Here is a 16,267-nt window from a genome sequence, read left to right as displayed (position 1 = left end):
GATGGTGCGCTTCCGCGGGCCCGGGGAACAAGGCGTTTCCGTTGCCGGAAACGGGTTGTGCGGGGAAACCTCTCAGCCGACCGCCGCGCGGTCCCGGTACTCGGCTTCGCCGAGCACCCGCGGATCCAGCGTGACGCGGTATGCGGCGGCCTCCGCCCACCAGCGGGCCGCCGCCTGCCGGTCGCCGCGGCCGGCCGCCGTGTTGCCCAGCCCCGTCAACGCGCGCGCCTTCTCGTACTCGCTCCCGGCGTCGTCGGCCAGCTCGGCCGCCCGGCGGTAACCGCTCTCCGCCTCGGCCCACTGCCCCGCGCGGAACCGCACCCAAGCCTCGCAGCTGACCGACATGACCCGGTCCACCGGCAGCTGAGCGAGCCGAACCGCCTCCTGCGCACTCGACAAGGCCGCCGGAAACCGTTCCAGCGCGGTCGAAGCGAGCGCGATGCCGCGAAGCGCGATGACGACGTTGCGCGTCCGCCCGGTCCGGCGGTAGACGGCCAGCACCGTCGTCAGATCGGTCAACGTCGCTTCCGCCTCGCCGCGGTACAGGCGCGCCCACGCCAGGCTGGACAGCGCGTCGATCGCGCCGCGGTCGTCGCGGGCCTCGGCGAAACACTCCTGCGCCTGCTCGTGGAAGCGGATCGCCTCGTCGACGCGCCCCGATTCCACGTGCGCCATGCCCAGGTTGTTGAGGATCATGCCGGTCGCGCTCAGGTCGCCGAGCGCGCGCGTCGCTTCGAGGGCGCGTTCGTGCGTCCGGACCCACGGCTCGAACAGCTTCTCGCGGAAGAAGAACGCGCGGAGCACGAACGCGAGCTGCCAGCAGCGATCGTGCAGCCCGTGCCGGAACGCCGAATCGACGATCTCGACGAGCGTCGGCCACTGCGCGCCCAGCCACGCGAGCGCCCCGTCCGCGTCGGCGAACGGGACACCCGTCGCGGGGAGACCGGTGGCCGGGCGGAACCGGTACGGCTCGGCCAGTTCGTCGGCCGCCAGCGTCGTCATGAGCGCGTGGTCGACGAGCCGGCCCATGGCCGACGAGCGGTCCGCCGGCTCGACGCCGGGCAACGCGTGCGTCGAGGCGAACATCCGCATCAGGTCGTGGAGTTCGACGTACCCGCGCTCGTCGCGGACGACCAGGTGGGCGTCGTGCAGCCGGTCGACCAGGCGATCCGCTTCGCCGGGCCCGAGGCCCGCGAGCGCTTCGACGGCCGCGATCTCCGCCGCGGTCGCGGGGTGCAGGGCGAGCAGGCCGAACAGCCGCCGCTGGTCGCCGGGCAGGGATTCGTAGGAGACGGCGAACGCCGTGGCCACGCTGCGCTCGCCGTCGTCCAGCGTGCCGAGGCGGGTCGTTTCGTCGGCGAGCCGGTCGCGCAGCCGCGCCGCCGTCCAGCCGCCCGCGACGAACCGGGCGGCGACGATGCGCACGGCGAGCGGGAGCTGCCCGCAGTACCGGACGATCTCGGTCGCGACACCGTCGTCGCCCGGTGCGTGCGAACCCGCGATGGAGCGCAGCAACCGCACGGCGTCATCGAGCGGCAGCACGTCGACCGGGAAGTGCCAGGCGTCGTCGAGGGCGGGCAGCCGGCCCCGGCTGGTCACCAGGATCCGCGACGACGTCTCGCCCGGGACGATCGCGTGGATCTGCTCGGCGGAGCGCACGTTGTCCAGCACGAGGATCAGCCGCCGGCCGCGCAGCTGGTCGCGGACGAGGTTGGCCAGGCCGTCCTCGTCGGCGGGCAGCTGGTCGGCCGAGACGTCCAGCAGCCGCAGCAGCCGGCCCAGCGCCTCGCCTGCGGACAGCTCGGCCGCGCCGGGCGTGTGCCCCCGGAGGTCGAAGAACAGGCAGCCGTCCGGGAACGACCGCTCGACCCGCCGGGCCGCGGCGACGGCCAGCGCCGTCTTGCCCGCGCCCGCCATCCCGTGCACGACGCCGACCCGGGCGTCGTCCGGGTCGAGCAGCAGCGCGGAAAGCGCGTCGAGTTCGGTTTCCCGGCCGACGAAGTAGCGGCCGGCGTCCGGCAGCCCGGCGATGCCGCCGGCGCTGCGCCGTGCGGGCGATCCCGGTTCCGTGACGAGGGCGAGCAGTTCCCCGCCGGCGCCGAGCGCTTCGTCGCAGGCCTTCGCCAGTTCCCGGTTCACCCGGGTCTTGCCGTTCTCCACCTTGCTCAGGTAGCCCTTGGTGAAATGCACGGCCGCCGCGAGCCCGGTCAGTGACATGCCGACCGAGGTCCGTCGACGTTTCAATTCCGCTCCAAAGTCCGGCATCGGTCAATCATCCTGTATTGGGGGAACGGGGGGAAGGAGTGACCGGCGGCCCGGGCCCGCCGGCCGGTTCCCGGTCAGCCCAGCAGGGAGACCAGCTGGCCCAGCACGATGACGATGTGCGTGTGCATCGCTTTCCCCTTTCCGGATCGGATTCCTCGTTCCGCCGAACGGTTTCGGCGGAACAAGCATCACCCGGTGAATCCGGCGCGGGCAGGTGTTTCCCGTTGCCGGTCAAGGGGAAACGGCGGTCACCGGCTCGGCCTGCGCGGTTTCCCGGTTCCGGAAACCACCTGGAAACGGGGGTGACGGCGCGGGCGCGGCGGAGCACCGTGAGTAGACTTCGCCGCAGCGACCAAGACGGAGGTGCGGCTTGGCTCAGGAGGCGGCCGAAGCGAAGATCAACGCTCTCTCAACGGAGCTGAAACTGCTTCGCAAAGGCCTGGGCGTCCAAGCGAAGAACCTGCCGGGGAACGTCGGCGAAGCGCTGCGCGAGGTGTGCGGCGTCCGCGAGGACGACGCGCCGGGAACGGTCCGCGCGAAAGTGGTCGCCACGCTCGTGTCCTTGATCGAAAAGCTGCCCGATTCGCAGCGGGAAACGGCGCGGATCGTGCTCGGCTTCGGCACCGGCGCGAACGAGCGCTACACCGCGCGCCTCGAGCTGCTGGGCAGCGGGGCCGACCGCAACGTCCGCACGATGCAACGCCGGGCCGACGACGTCCTCTACCTGATCGCCGAAACCGCTTACCGGTCGCCCGCGGCGTTCGGCGGCGTACCGCCGGACAGCCAGGACCCGTGGCACACGTCGGCGCTGGCGGTCCGGCTGACCCTCACCGGGGCCGCGGCCGAGGTCTTCGAAACCCGGCGCATCGTCAGCCACGTCGCCGGGCTCGAGGAGATCGAGCACGGCATCTCCCTCGCCCGGCCGGCCAGCACGACCGCCCCGCCGGACCTCTCCCGGCTCGGCATCGACGTCGTCGCGGGCGGCGAGGTGCATTCCGTGCGGCTGGTGTCGTCCACGCGGGTGGCGTTCCGCCTGCGGCCGCCGCGGCCGCTGGACGCCGGTGACCAGCACGAATTCTTCTTCCGCATCCGGCTGGACGAGCTGCCGGTGCCGTTCTACTGCTGCACGCCGGAGTTCCCGTGTGACAGTTTCGACCTCAACGTCCGGTTCGACCGCGCCGCGCCACCGCAGCGGATCTGGCGCATCGACGGCGACCTCTCCAAGGACGCCGCCGACCCGGTGCCGGCGCGCAAACCCCTGTTCCTCGACAGCGCGGGCGAAGTGCACACCCGGTTCCACGGCCTGCAGCCCGCGCGGTCCTACGGGGTGGGCTGGCAGCCGGCAGGGTGACCCCGTCATGGTCCTCCTCGCCGTGCGTGTCTTCTTCCAGAATGCCGTATCCGGCAGGCGATAGCCGCACCGGACACACGACAAAACCACGACAATTCCCGCGCTCGCCCGCTGACGTCTTTTTCCCCGGATTTCACCGGTGGCTTTTGAACCGGTGACGATCCGGTCAAGAGGCGTGGCGCCGGTAACGTGTCGCGCGAATGCGGCGACGTCCGCGGAAAGAATGATCCGGCGAGGCGCCGTAAACCGCGAGGAGGTTCGATGCGCCCCCATGACGTCTTCCTCAGTTTCACCTGGTCGGACACCGCCGAGGTCAACGCGCTCGAGAACGCTCTGCGAGCCGCCGGGCTGCGGGTTTTCCGGGACCGGGGAATAGACAGGTTCGACGGCGTCACGGAGAGGCTCGTGTCCGCTCTCGCCGAGTCGAAGGTGCTGCTCGCCTACTATTCCCGGCACTTCCCGACGCGGTACGCGTGCCAATGGGAACTGACGTCCGCCTTTCTCGCGGCACAGCGCTTCGGCGACCCCCGCCGCCGGGTGCTGGTGGTCAACCCCGAGCCCGACGGGAACCACATCGCCCCGGTCGAGCTGGCGGACGCCGCGTACTTCGGCCGGCCGCGCACCGAGCAGGACCTGGCCCGCATCGCCGAACGCGTCGCCGAGATGAGCCGGGCGGCGGACACCCCGCTGGGCGCGGTCCGCAGCACGGCGCCGCTGTTGCCCCGGCTGCTGCGGCCCCGGCGGTTCGTGGGCCGGTACCGGCAGCTCTGGGCGGTGCACAGCGCCCTGCACGCGCGCGACCTGCCGGCCACCACGCCGCGGACGTCGGCCGCGCTCGCCGTCGTGCGCGGGCCGGCCGGCCTCGGGAAGACCAGCCTGGCCGAGCAGTACGCGTTCCTCTTCCGGGACGCCTTCCCCGGCGGGGTGCGGTGGCTCGACCTGTTCGGAAAGGACGATCCCGCCGGCGCGCTCGCGCGGTTCCACGCGCACGTCCGCACGATCGCGGCCGACCTCGGCGCCGACGTCGGCGACCGGTCGCCGGAAGAGGTCCGCGACCTGGTCGCCCGGCGCATCGAAGCCGCGCGGAAGCCGCAGCTGTGGGTCATCGACGACGTCCCGCCGGACCTGCCCGCCGCCGTGCTCGACGAGCTGGTGATGCCGACGTCGTACGTCCGGACGGTGCTCACCACCAGGTCCGGCCACCCCGGGTGGCCCGCTCCGGTCGTCGACCTCGGCGGCTTGACCGAGGACGAGGGAACCGAGCTGTACACGGAGATCGCCGGGTCGGCCGACCCCGTCGAGCTCGCGGCCGTGCGCCGGCTCGTCCAGCGGTGCGGCGGCCACCCGATCGTGCTGACGAGCGTGAGCACGGCGCTGCGCGACCGCCGGAGCGCGACCGGCATCGCCGGCGCCCTCGACGCCGTGACCGGCACCGCCGCCGACGTCCTGCGCCAGGCGGCGACCGCACGGGCGCCGGTGCGGCGGCACCGCGCGTGGCGGGCCGAGCCGGTGGGCGAGCTGGTCCGGCACGCCCTGCTGACCCACTTCGGCGGCGACGGGCAGCTCCTGCTCCGCGACACGACGGCGAACCGGCTGATCAAGGCGGTGCGTGCCATCATCGGGCATGGTCACCCTTCGCGATACCCGTGAGCCGGAGCTCAACAGCGGGGTTCTGCCCGGGAACGTGCGGGCCGACGACTGGATCATGCTCGTCCTCGCCGCCGGTTCGGTCGGGTTGCTCGGGTTCATGCTGCTGAGCCCGCCCGCGCGGGACGCCGGCCTGGTGATCTTCTACGTCGACTGCGGGATCTGCGGGGTGTTCCTCCTCGAATTCCTGTGGCGGTGGCGGAAACGGCGGTGGGCCCGGAAGTTCCTGGTGCGCAACTGGTACGAGCTGTTCGCCATGATCCCCGTCGCGCACCCCGCGATGGCCGCGCACAAGTTCGTCAGCGTGGTGCTGCTGCTGGTCCGGATCGGACGGGCCGCGGACCGGGCCGTCGGCGAGCAGTTCACCTACCGCCTCGTCGACAAGCTGTCCGAGCCGATCGTGAAGGCGATCAAGAAGCCGGTGACCATCGCCGTGCTCGACGAGGTCGTCAAGGTGCTCGAAACCGGGAACTACCCGGAAAACCTCGCCAAGTCGCTCAATGCCAACAAGGACGAGCTGCGCACGATCATCGCCGAGAAGATCGCCGAAGACCCGCAGCTCGGGAAGCTCAGGCGGCTGCCCTTCCACGACGAGATCGTGCGGACCGTCGTCGACACGTCGTTCCGCGTGCTGCTCGAGGTCCTCGTCGACCCGCGGATCGACGACTTCTTCTCCGCCGTCGTGCGCGACAACCGCGAGCAGATCCGGCTGGCCGTGCAGCTCGGCCTGCACGAGACCGAGGACGACGACAAGGAGAAGACCCTGCGCGTGCGCACCCAGCACTCGGCCGCGCTCGAGTACGACCGGCTGCACCCGAGGTCACGGCCGTGACCGCAGGTACGCCCCCAGCAGGCCCGCCGCGTCGAGCATCGCGACGCCGCGGGCGGTGAGCTTCTCCCGCCAGGTTTCCAGGGCGTCCACGAGGGACTCCGTGCCGCCGGCGGTGCGGACCTGGCCGACGACCGTGGCGATGTGCTCCAGCGGATAGCCGCCGCGGCGTAGCAGGTGCGTCAGCTCCGCGTCCCGGATGTCGGCGGCGGTGAAGACGCGGTAGCCGGTCGCGGGATTGCGGCGCGGCACGAGGATGCCCGCGCGTTCCCACGCCCGGATGGTCGCCGCCGTGACGTCGAGGCGGTGGGCCAGCTCGCCGATCGACCAGTCCGTGGCCGCCGGCGCGGGTGCCGCTTCGGTGGTCAGGTGGCCGATGGCCGTCCGCACGGTGTTGAGGGTTTCGCGGTCGCGGAGCAGCTGCTCGTGCCCGCGGTCGACGAGCGTCAGGGCGCGGTCGAGGTCGTCGGCGTGCACCGCGATCATGATCCCGCCGGCCGTCGCGTGGCCGTGGGCCGCGACCAGAGCCAGGAACGCACGCAGGGCCGACGCGTGGACCTCGGTGTAGATCCGGTACCCGCTCGGCGTGCGGGCAGCCGGCGGGAGGAAGCCGTCCTGCTCGTAGTTGCGGACCGCCTGCGTGGAGAGGCCGTGCTCGCGGGCGAGGTCAGCCGGTCTCAATCGAGTGTTCAAGGATACGATTCAACCACATGGACCTCACCGACTTCACCGCCGAACTGCTCGCGTTCGGCGAGCCGACGCACTTCGAACCGGCCTTCGCGCGGATCCGCAACGAGCTGTTCGCCCGCCTCGCCGAGCACGGTTTCCGGGCGATCGCGCTGGAGACCGACCGCGTCGCCGCGCTCGACGGCGGGTTCTCGCACGGCTTCGGCGAACAGGACGCCAACCAGCAGCTGCTCGACTGGCTGCGCGAGTACAACGAAACCGCCGCCGAACCGCTGACCTTCCACGGCTTCGACGCCCCGACGGAGATGTTCAGCGCGCCCAGCCCGCGCACCTACCTCGAACACGCCCGCGACTACCTGGGCGTCAACGTCGACATCGCCGCGCTGACCGGGGACGACGAACGCTGGAGCCGCTCCGAGGCGATCCTCGACCCGGCCGCCTCGCCCGGCGCGTCAGCCGAGGCCCGCGAGCTGCGGGTCATCGCGGACGACCTGCTCACAGCCCTCGACGCCCGCATCGAGCCGGCTGCCCGCACCGCCCGGATTTACGCGATCGCCGGGCTTGATCTGCTGCGCTACCACGCGGCGTCGGCGCTGCCCGGCGACCGGGACACGCGCATCGCGCGGCTCGCCGAAGCCCGCGCGGTCATCATGGCCCGGAACCTCTTGGACATCCACGGTTCGCAGCCCGGCCGGACGCTGGTGTTCGCGCACAACGCCCACTTGGGATCGGGCGCGGGCGCGATCGTCGCGTCGCGTCTGGGCGACCGGTACGCGTTCATCGCCGGCAGCCTCGGCCACAGCGAAGCCCTCGGCCTCGGCGAGCCCCACCCCGACACCTACGAAGGCCACCTGCAACGCCGCACCGACGGTTGGCAGCTGACCGCCGACCTCCCGGCCGGCCGCACCCGGGACGACGCCGACTACCGCTACGCCCCGCTCACCCGGGAGTTGCTCGCCGCCGCCGACGCGATCCTGCACGTCGCCTGACCGCACCGGCGGCGGCGGACTGCTTACGGGTAGTTCACCACGTTGACCGGCACCGTGCCCGAAGGCGTGACACCGCCGGTGTCGTTGATGACGTGGGTGATCGTGCCGCGGTAGTTGAGCGACACCGTCAGCAGGCTGTGGAACCGGACGCCGCTGGTGTTCGGCACCTCGAACGCGTGGTAGCTGGACACCGCCGGGTTCGTGTCGAAGAAGCAGTAGCTCCCGAGACCCCACGCCTCATGCGAGGTCACGTTCGACGCGACCTTGTAGGCGGCGTAGCCCGCCACACCGGACGGTGCGTTCCACGACGCCTGGTTCGGCACGTCGTAGGGCATTTCGTTCTGGAAGAAGATCGTCTTCCCGCCCTGGCCGTTCCAGATCACCTGGTACTTCTGGTAGTGCTCGACGAACAGGCCGGTCGCCGTCACGTTCGTGCCGTTCACCACGAGGCCGGTGTCGGCCGTGTTGGTGGTCCAGCCGACCGTGCCCGCGTTGCCGTGGTCCGCGCGCCACGCCCAGATGTGGTCGATGATCGTGTCGGCGCTGTTGACGATCAGGCTGTTCGTCGCCTTGCCGGCGATCTGGCCGCCGATCCGGAAGAACACGTCCTGGACGGTCGTCGGGTTCGAAGCGTGCGACGCCGACGAGCCGGACTGCCCGACGGTCAGCAGCGCCTGCGAGTTCGTCGTGCCGGCGTCGAAGAGCAGGCCCTTGAGCCGCACGCCGTCCACATCGGACACCTGCATCGCGTTGACGCCGTTGTCGGGCACCAGGGTCGGGTAGCCGATGCCGAGGATCGTCGTGTTCGCACGGGTCACGTTGAGCGTCTGGTTCAGGTGGTAGATGCCCGGCGTGAAGAACAGGTTGCAGCCCGCGGCGAGCGCGTTGTTGATCGACGCGGCCGTGTCGCCGGACTTGACGACGTAGAACTGGCTCATCGGCGCCGACGTGCCCGGCGTGCTGCCGTTCGCCCAGCTCGGCCCGGACGCGTTGGTGCGCAGGGAAGGCAGGAAGACGCGGTACTTGCCGGTGCCGTCGACGTAGAGGTAGGGCACGTCACGGGACACGGGCGTGGTCGCCAGCGTGGTCTCCGGCGGGTTCGGGAACGTGGTCGCCGGTGCGCCGCTGGTGCCGGAGAAGACCATGTTCCACACGCCGCCGTTCCAGCTGCCGAGCGCGGAGTCACGGGTGTACCACTGCTGCTGCGACACCGACGCGGCCTGGCCGGACACCTTCGAGTCGGCGATGTAGCCGCCGCTGGCGTAGCCGTAGCTCGCCGGGTACAGCTGCAGCCCGCCGCGGATGTCCATCCGGCGGAACGGCGCGGCCTGCGCCACCGCCCAGCGGTCGTTGCCGCTGGAGGGGTTGACGGCCATGTTCTCGGCCGAGCGCCAGAAGTTCTGCAGCGCGACGCCGTTGTCGGACGCATTGAAGGCGTCCACGGTGATGTCGCCGTTGATCACGACGTCACCGGGGTTCTGGCCGAGGCCCGCCACCGACGTGTAGAAGCCGACGTTGTCGTGCACGCCGTAGGTGCCCGGCTTGAACAGGTGGGCGACGCGCCGCTCGGCGAACTGCGCGGTCAGCGTGTCCTTCTGGTTGTTGAAGTCGGTGTCCAGCTGCGCCTGGATGGTCGCCGCCGACATGCTCGGGTCGAAGATCCGCACGTTCGGCCCGAAGTTCGGGGTGTCGGACTGCGTCGGGCAGCCGGCCTGGGTGCCGATCGTGTAGGTCGCGCTCGACACGGGCGAGTTCGCCGAACCGGACTTGAGCGCGATCGCGTTGACCGTGCGGGAGTTCGGCACGCTGATCGGTCCACTGTAGAGCGTCGAGGAGGCGGTCGGCGTCGAGCCGTCCACTGTGTACCGGATGGTCGCGCCCGCGGTGGCGCTGCTGATCGTCACCGTCTGCGCGCCGGCGTAGGTGCCGCCGGGCGGGCTGAACGTCGGCGCCGCGACCGTCGTCGTGCCGCCGCCGACGGTGTAGCTGAAGTGCGGGGTGTCGTACTGCGGGCCGCTCTTCTCGTAGGTGAACCAGTAGTCGAGGACGTTGCCGCTGCTCAGACCGCCGACCGTGGTCCGCCACGTGCCGGAGCCGTTGGTCATCCGGACGTTCTGCTGGCCGAGGCCCGGGACGCCGGTGTAGTGGACGTCCACGTACAGCGCGGGGGTCGTCGGGGTGAAGTTGATCTGCACCTGGGTCGAGCTCAGCTGGCTGACGCTCTGGGTGTAGTCGTCGGCCGCGAGGGCGGCGGGGGCGGTGAGCCCGCCGCCGAGCAGCAGGGCCGCCGCGGTGAGGGCGACGACGCCGCGCCGGCGCCGTCGAAGCTTGTCCAAGGTCCGGTTCACGCCGTGACACCTCCGCCGTTGGGGATCCACGAGGTATTTGTTGTGATTCACAACAAAGTAGCTCCCGGTCAGCGGTCCCTCGATCACTTTTCGGTAACACTTGTCTGGACCAATAACTCGGCCGGGTGAGAAGGTTCGTCACCGTTCGTCCGGTTCGGCACGCGGTGGGCGAATGACTGAACCGAGAAACACCCGTCAAGCGGGTGACCCCGAACGAGTGACATGCGACGATCCCGTGCCACACCCGGTCCCCTACCGAGGAGTAGCATGGCGCGTTCGCGGCTGTTCCGGTCCCTCATCGTCCTTTCCCTGGTGGCAGCCCCGCTTTCGGTGGCCGTTGCCGCACCTGCCGACGCCGCACCGCTGAAGAGCGGCGGCGTCGTGAACTTCGGCTGTGCCACCTCCGGCAAGTTCCACTGCCTCGGCAAGGCGATCCGGTCGCCGAAGGGCAGCGGCCCGCTGGTGACGTCGACCCCGGTCGGCTACGGCCCGGCCGAGATCCAGGCCGCCTACAACCTCGGCGGGCTGCACGCCAACGGGCGCACAGTGGCCATTGTGGACGCCCAGGACGCCCCGACCGCGGAGGCGGACCTGGCGAAGTTCCGTGCGGCACGGGGACTTTCGCCGTGCACGACGGCCAACGGCTGCTTCAAAAAGGTCAACCAGAACGGCGCGGCGAGCCCGCTGCCCGCGCCCGACTACGGCTGGGCGATGGAGATCAGCCTCGACCTCGACGCGGTGTCCGCGACCTGTCCGGACTGCAAGATTCTTTTGGTGGAAGCGAATTCGCCGGACACCGACCCGCTGATGACGGCGGTCGACACGGCCGCGGCGACACCGGGCGTGGTGGCCATCTCCAACAGCTACGGCGGCACCGAGGACTCGACGATCCTGGCCGCGGACGCCCACCTGAACCACCCGGGCATCGCCGTCACGGCGTCCTCGGGCGACTCGGGCTACGGCGTCAGCTGGCCGGCGTCCTCCCCGTACGTCACGGCGGTCGGCGGCACGACGCTGAAGAAGTCGACGAGCACCACGCGCGGCTGGACCGAGACGACGTGGAAGGGCAGCGGCTCCGGGTGTTCGGCCCTGGAGGCGAAGCCGTCGTGGCAGCACGACACCGGGTGTGCCAAGAGGACGGTCGCGGACGTCTCGGCGGTCGCGGACCCGGCGACGGGATTGGGTGTCTACGACACGTACAACAGCTGCGGCAGCTCGTCGTGGTGCGACCTGCTGCTGTCGCTGGGCCTCGCCCAAGGCGCGGACGGCTGGGTGCAGGTCGGCGGCACGAGCCTGTCGTCGCCGGTGATCGCGAGCGTGTACGCGCTGGCGGGCAACTCGGTGACGTCGGGGTCGTACCCGTACGCGCACACCGGCGGGCTGTACGACGTGACGTCCGGCTCGAACGGCAGTTGCGGCGGGACGTACCTGTGCACGGCGGGTGCCGGGTACGACGGGCCCACCGGACTGGGCACGCCGAACGGCACGTCGGGGTTCTGAGCGCCGCTCCTCGCGCCGCCTCCCACGGACGGGTGACGTTCGCCCGGCGCATTTTCGCTGGTCTCCGCGCGGGGTAAGGATGTCTGCATGCTGGACACCGAAGTCCTCTCGCAGGCGCCTTCGCGGGCGCTCGACGTCCTCACCCCGCTCGGGGACGTGCGGTTCGCCGTCCGCGCCGGTGGCTGGGACGTGCCCGCGAGACCCGAGCTCACCTGGGGGCTCGGGTCGGGCGCGCGGTTGTGCCGGTGGCGGCACCAGTCCGTCCGGCTCGACGTGCTCTCCGGGACCACCGCTTCGGGCGAGCCCGGCGTGACCCGCGAGACCACGATCTTCCGGGTGCTGGCGCGGGAAGACGTCAGCGAGTTCGTCGTCCAGGCCGAGCTGGCCGGCGCGCCGGTGGAAGGACGTGTCTGGGAAAGCGCCTTCACCGCCGAGACCGCCGACGCCGCGGTGAGCGTCGGCGGTCCCGGCGCGGAGGTGCTGCGGCGGTGCTCGCGCGCCGGGCAGCACGTACCGCCGTACTGGTCGCGGCTGCTCGGCGGCGACGCCGTCGAGCGGACCGGCGGCCGGCTCACCTGGCAGCTGCCCGCCGTCCAGCGCGGCGACTACGCCGAGGTCTGGGTGTCCGTCGCCTGGAGCACCGGGGGCGGTGACCCGAGCCGGGCGATCGACGTCGACCCGGCCCGGGTCCTGCGTGAGCTAACCCAGTGAAATCCGGTCCAGATCCGGAGCCCCGGCGCGGTCGTTGCCGATCCGGACGGTGTTGGCGCCCGCGGTCAGCGTCACCGGGACCGAAGTGGTGTACGGCGTGCTGTTGCCGGCGCCGCTGACCTTGACCTCCACCGGCGTGCCGCCGTTGACCGACACGAAGTACGACCGGTCGCCGTTGACGGTGAAGTCGAGGTACAGGGTGTACTGACCGGCGGCGCCGACCGTGACGTCCGGGAACGTCACCGCCGCACCCGCGCTGCCGCCGATGTTGCGCACCTTCTGCCCGCCCGAACACGCCGAGCAGCTGGTGACCCCGGCGTCGCCGATGTCGTTCGCCGAGTCCTCGGCCTCCCGCATGAACACGCGGCCGTCCGGACGCGGCTTCACCTGCACCGGCTTGCTGACCGACTTCGCGCGCCCCAGCGTCGTGAAGTTCGCCGTCACCGGGATGGTGACGTCCTGGGCGGCGGGAGCGGTCACCGTCCACGATCCACTGAGGACCTGGCCGAGCCGCAGGTTCGCCGCGGTCACCGGGGCGCCCTGCAGCGTCCAGCCCGCCGGGACGACCGGGGCCAGCGACGCCTGGCCGATCGGGTCGTCGACGTCCAGGCGCAGGGAAGCAGTGACCTTGATGGACTGCTGCCCGGGCGAAACCCATTGCACACCGGCGGGTTGGACGGTCAGTGTCGTCTTCGGCGTGTACGACTCGGGCGGCAGCGGCGCCACCGCGATCCGGTCGAGAGCGGCCGTGCCGGACACCTTGATGGTGTTGGCGCCGGCGGTCAGCGGCGCGGCGATCGCGGCCGGGGCTTCGACGGTGATCGGCGCGGCGCCGTTCACGCTCACCGAAAGCCGGCCCGGGCCCGCCGTGTCCAGCTGCAGCCGGGACGGCCCCGCGGCCTGGACGTTCCGGAAGACGACGGCACCGCGGTCCAAGCCGGCGACCGCGGCCGTGCCCGAGCACGCCTCGCACCACACCGGGGACGCCTTGCCCTCGAAGCCGTTGCGCCACGACTCCGCCTCCAGGGGTACCTCGCCGCGCGGGTCGGGGTAGCCGTAGGCGACGTCGATCTCGTCGATCGCGAGCTGGTGGAAGAACGGCTTGGCCTGCGGGCCTGACCACGTGTTCAGCACCTCGAGCTTGAGGTAGCGCGCGTGCACCTCGCCGACGTCGACGAACTGGACGCCGCGGGTGCTCGGCAGGGCGCCGGTGCGCACCGGTGCACCCCAGTTCTTGCCGTCGTCACTGGCGTAGACGCGGTAGTCCTTGATCCGCGCGGAATCCTCGGCGCGGCCGAAGGACTCGCGCGCGGCCGTCGGCGACGACTCGCGCTCGTGCACCGCGAGGTAGGCCGTCGACCGCTTCCGGCCGAGGTCGAGCGTCACCGACACCGGCTGCTGACCACCGGCGTCCCAGTAGTTCAGGTAGCTGCCGTCGGTGAGGTTCGACGCGGGGTGCCCGGGTGCCGAGGCCGACGCGGTCGCCTTGATCGTGCTCTTGTCGTAGAAGTACTGCTGCCCGGCGGTGTCCACTTGGAACACGGTGTCGTAGGTGTCCCAGTCCGTGATGTCCAGAATGGACAGGTAGCCGCCGGACTGGGCGAACCGCATCGGCTTCCCGGTGCGCACATCGGACACTCCGGTGACGCGGTAGCCGTTGTCGCGCAGGCGGACCAGGTTCGTCGACGGCCGCGTGACGACGTGCACGTACTGCGTCGCGCCTTTCACGGTGATGACGCCGTGCGCGCCGTCGTTCCAGAAGCCCGGCTGCATCCCGCCGTACATGTAGCCGCCGCCTTCGGTGCCGGCCAGCGTTTTCTTGATCGGCTGGGTCCAGGACGCCATGAAGTTGTTGAACGCTTCCTGCTGTGGCGGGAACTTCCCGTTCAGCATGGCGGTTTCGGCCATCAGCGACTTGATCGACGAGCCCGCGTTCGTGATGTAGCGGCCGGTGGAGAGCCGGAAGTCGACGGCCTGGTCACCGCCGCTGTACCACCAGTCGCCGTTGGTCGGCAGCTTGTAGTCGGCTTCGGTGAGCCGTGGCATCGGCGTGTAGATCGCCTGTGGGTAGTCGTAGGACGGCGTCATGCCGGTCTTCTGCTCGTTGCTGACCGTGTCCATGATCGGCGTGTCCTCGTTGTTGTTGCTCAGCAACCAGGACGGCCGCTTCTCGCGGATGTGCTCGTAGAGCCCGTGCTGCTCCCAGTACTCGTTGTCGTTGTCGATCCAGAAGCCGGCGAGGTCGCTGTAGCGGTCCATGACCTCGTCGAACAGGTCGTAGCTGTACTCGCCGAAGCCCGGGCGGGTGGTGAGGTCGACCGGGTGGCCCTTGTACGCGGAGTAGGCGGCCGAGTCGAGCGACTCGTGGCCGGTTTCGTTGTGCCACTGGGGATCGTCGGTCATGTAGAGCATGACGCGGACGCCTTTGGCCTTACCGGCGGCGATCAGCTCGCCGAGGAAGTCGCGCTGGGTCGAGCAGCTGCCCGGGATCTTCGACGGCCACGGCCGCGCGTAGCCCAGCCGGCTGTGGAAGGTGGTGAGAACGACGTAGGACGCGCCGAGCTTCGTCGCTTCGTCGATCCAGTAGTCCGGCGTCCAGCCGCCGGCGGTGACGTCGTGCTCCCAGGCGGCGCAGTCGGTGTGCCGCGGCGCGGTGAACATGCCCCAGTGCAGGAACAGGCCGGCCGTCGACGCGCGCAGCCAGTCCTGGCGCGGGTGGTACAGCTCGGCGTGCGCGGGGGTGACCAGGGTCGCCAGCAGCACGACGACCGCGGCGAGGCAGGCTCGGACTCTCATGGCCCCTCCTTCGTCGGAGAGGTCCGATGATTGTGGCCTCATATATCGTACGTCAAGGGTAGATACCGCTGAGCGGGATACAGTCGTCAGACCTGTCACAACTCTGTCGTGGGATACGTCAAGGTGGGGACTGCTCGCGAAAGGACCGGCCCCGTGAACGATGAGATCTTGGCCCGCAGCTTCGAGACCCACCGGAGCCATCTGCGCTCGGTCGCCTACCGGATGCTGGGCTCGCTGAGCGAGGCCGAGGACGCCGTCCAGGAGTCGTGGCTGCGGCTGAGCCGGAGCGACACGGCCGCGGTCGAGAACCTCGGCGGCTGGCTGACGACGGTCGTCGGGCGCGTCTGCCTGGACATGCTGCGCTCGCGCAAGGCCCGGCGCGAGGAGCCGTGGGACGTGGTGGTGCCCGACCCGATCGTCAGCCGCGAGGACGCCGGGCCCGAGCACGAGGCGCTGATGGCGGACTCGGTCGGCCTGGCACTGCTGGTGGTGCTCGACACGCTCACCCCGGGCGAGCGGCTGGCGTTCGTGCTGCGGGACATGTTCGCGATGCCGTTCGAGGAGATCGCGCCGATCGTCGGCCGCTCCGAGGCGGCGACCCGCCAGCTGGCGAGCCGCGCCCGGCGCCGCGTCCAGGGTGCGCCGGTCGCCCCGGACCCGGACCTGTCCCGGCAGCGCGAAGTGGTGGAGGCGTTCCTGGCGGCGGCCCGCGGCGGCGACTTCGACGCGCTGGTGTCGGTCCTCGACCCGGAGGTCGTGCTGCGCGCGGACCGCGGCCCGGCGTTGGGCGGCTCGGTCGAGGTCCACGGCCCGGCGGCGGTGGCGAACCAGGCGCTGACGTTCTCGCGGCTGGGCGCGGGCGGCGGCGTGGTCCGCCACGCACTGGTCAACGGCGCGGCGGGCGTGGTGGCCACCCGCGAGGGGAAGCCGTTCTCGGTGCTGGGCTTCACGGTGGCCGGCGGGCGGATCGTGGAGATCGACATCCTCGCCGACCCCGAGCGCCTCGGCCGCCTCGACCTGACCGTGCTCGACTGACCGGCTCGTGAGTGGTGCGGGGGGGGGGGTTAGAGCCCCGCCCCAAAAACACCCCCCCGGCACGGGGGGTTGTCAGGGGTAGGGTCGAGCGAGATGCAGATGAATACAG

The 16,267-nt window shown here is 71.0% G+C and carries 11 protein-coding genes; 7 read left to right on the top strand and 4 right to left on the bottom strand.

The annotated features are described in order from the left end of the window. Positions 1 to 72: 72 nt before the first annotated feature. Complete coding sequence (locus AB0J40_RS41295; RefSeq protein WP_364464993.1) at positions 73 to 2,265, bottom strand: NB-ARC domain-containing protein; 2,193 nt, start codon at positions 2,263 to 2,265, stop codon at positions 73 to 75. Between the two features lie 370 nt (positions 2,266 to 2,635). Between AB0J40_RS41295 and AB0J40_RS41290 the strand changes: the two genes are divergently transcribed. The 3 genes from AB0J40_RS41290 (at position 2,636) to AB0J40_RS41280 (ending at position 6,095) form a co-directional block, all read left to right on the top strand. Then, complete coding sequence (locus AB0J40_RS41290; protein WP_364464991.1) at positions 2,636 to 3,616, top strand: hypothetical protein; 981 nt, start codon at positions 2,636 to 2,638, stop codon at positions 3,614 to 3,616. Between the two features lie 261 nt (positions 3,617 to 3,877). Beyond that, positions 3,878 to 5,266 (top strand): TIR domain-containing protein, encoded by a 1,389-nt coding sequence (locus AB0J40_RS41285; RefSeq protein ID WP_364464989.1) that lies wholly within the window; start codon positions 3,878 to 3,880, stop codon positions 5,264 to 5,266. Continuing rightward, positions 5,241 to 6,095, top strand: a complete 855-nt coding sequence (locus AB0J40_RS41280; RefSeq protein ID WP_364464987.1) for an ion transporter — start codon at positions 5,241 to 5,243, stop codon at positions 6,093 to 6,095. Before AB0J40_RS41285 ends, AB0J40_RS41280 begins: the two co-directional genes overlap by 26 nt. Here AB0J40_RS41280 and AB0J40_RS41275 read toward each other — a convergent pair. Next, positions 6,084 to 6,773 carry a TioE family transcriptional regulator gene (locus AB0J40_RS41275; protein WP_364464985.1) on the bottom strand — a complete coding sequence of 230 codons (690 nt, stop codon included), beginning with the start codon at positions 6,771 to 6,773 and terminating at the stop codon, positions 6,084 to 6,086. The two genes, AB0J40_RS41280 and AB0J40_RS41275, sit on opposite strands and share 12 nt — an antisense overlap. A 29-nt stretch (positions 6,774 to 6,802) precedes the next feature. Between AB0J40_RS41275 and AB0J40_RS41270 the strand changes: the two genes are divergently transcribed. Continuing rightward, positions 6,803 to 7,768: an erythromycin esterase family protein gene (locus tag AB0J40_RS41270; protein ID WP_364464983.1), complete on the top strand. Its 966-nt coding sequence runs from the start codon at positions 6,803 to 6,805 to the stop codon at positions 7,766 to 7,768. Positions 7,769 to 7,791: 23 nt separating this feature from the next. Here the strand turns inward: AB0J40_RS41270 and AB0J40_RS41265 are convergent, their stop codons facing one another. Further along, a complete protein-coding gene (locus tag AB0J40_RS41265; protein WP_364464981.1) occupies positions 7,792 to 10,116 on the bottom strand; it encodes a chitobiase/beta-hexosaminidase C-terminal domain-containing protein in 2,325 nt (774 codons plus the stop codon). 267 nt (positions 10,117 to 10,383) lie between these two features. Here AB0J40_RS41265 and AB0J40_RS41260 point away from each other — a divergent pair, with 267 nt between their 5' ends. Both AB0J40_RS41260 and AB0J40_RS41255 read left to right on the top strand, forming a co-directional pair. After that, positions 10,384 to 11,616, top strand: coding sequence for a S53 family peptidase (locus AB0J40_RS41260; protein WP_364464979.1), 1,233 nt, complete (start codon positions 10,384 to 10,386; stop codon positions 11,614 to 11,616). Positions 11,617 to 11,703: 87 nt separating this feature from the next. Further along, positions 11,704 to 12,327, top strand: a complete 624-nt coding sequence (locus AB0J40_RS41255; RefSeq protein WP_364464977.1) for a hypothetical protein — start codon at positions 11,704 to 11,706, stop codon at positions 12,325 to 12,327. Here the strand turns inward: AB0J40_RS41255 and AB0J40_RS41250 are convergent. Next, positions 12,316 to 15,123: an alpha-L-fucosidase gene (locus AB0J40_RS41250; protein ID WP_364464975.1), complete on the bottom strand. Its 2,808-nt coding sequence runs from the start codon at positions 15,121 to 15,123 to the stop codon at positions 12,316 to 12,318. The genes AB0J40_RS41255 and AB0J40_RS41250 overlap by 12 nt on opposite strands. A 153-nt stretch (positions 15,124 to 15,276) precedes the next feature. On the opposite strand from AB0J40_RS41250, the gene AB0J40_RS41245 reads away from it, so the two are divergent. Next, complete coding sequence (locus tag AB0J40_RS41245) at positions 15,277 to 16,158, top strand: sigma-70 family RNA polymerase sigma factor (RefSeq protein WP_364464973.1); 882 nt, start codon at positions 15,277 to 15,279, stop codon at positions 16,156 to 16,158. Positions 16,159 to 16,267 lie beyond the last annotated feature (109 nt).

Origin of the sequence: Amycolatopsis sp. NPDC049691 (genome assembly GCF_040675005.1) — a bacterium.
Classification (GTDB): domain Bacteria; phylum Actinomycetota; class Actinomycetes; order Mycobacteriales; family Pseudonocardiaceae; genus Amycolatopsis.
This window is presented reverse-complemented; position numbering and strand designations above follow the sequence as displayed.

What these genes read in the sequence shown, in the direction of transcription:
- AB0J40_RS41295 (WP_364464993.1), bottom strand. Translation starts at nt 2,265, where the DNA reads ATGCCGGACTTTGGAGCGGAATTGAAACGTCGACGGACCTCGGTCGGC.
- AB0J40_RS41285 (WP_364464989.1), top strand. Translation starts at nt 3,878, where the DNA reads ATGCGCCCCCATGACGTCTTCCTCAGTTTCACCTGGTCGGACACCGCC.
- AB0J40_RS41280 (WP_364464987.1), top strand. Translation starts at nt 5,241, where the DNA reads ATGGTCACCCTTCGCGATACCCGTGAGCCGGAGCTCAACAGCGGGGTT.
- AB0J40_RS41270 (WP_364464983.1), top strand. Translation starts at nt 6,803, where the DNA reads ATGGACCTCACCGACTTCACCGCCGAACTGCTCGCGTTCGGCGAGCCG.
- AB0J40_RS41260 (WP_364464979.1), top strand. Translation starts at nt 10,384, where the DNA reads ATGGCGCGTTCGCGGCTGTTCCGGTCCCTCATCGTCCTTTCCCTGGTG.
- AB0J40_RS41255 (WP_364464977.1), top strand. Translation starts at nt 11,704, where the DNA reads ATGCTGGACACCGAAGTCCTCTCGCAGGCGCCTTCGCGGGCGCTCGAC.
- AB0J40_RS41250 (WP_364464975.1), bottom strand. Translation starts at nt 15,123, where the DNA reads ATGAGAGTCCGAGCCTGCCTCGCCGCGGTCGTCGTGCTGCTGGCGACC.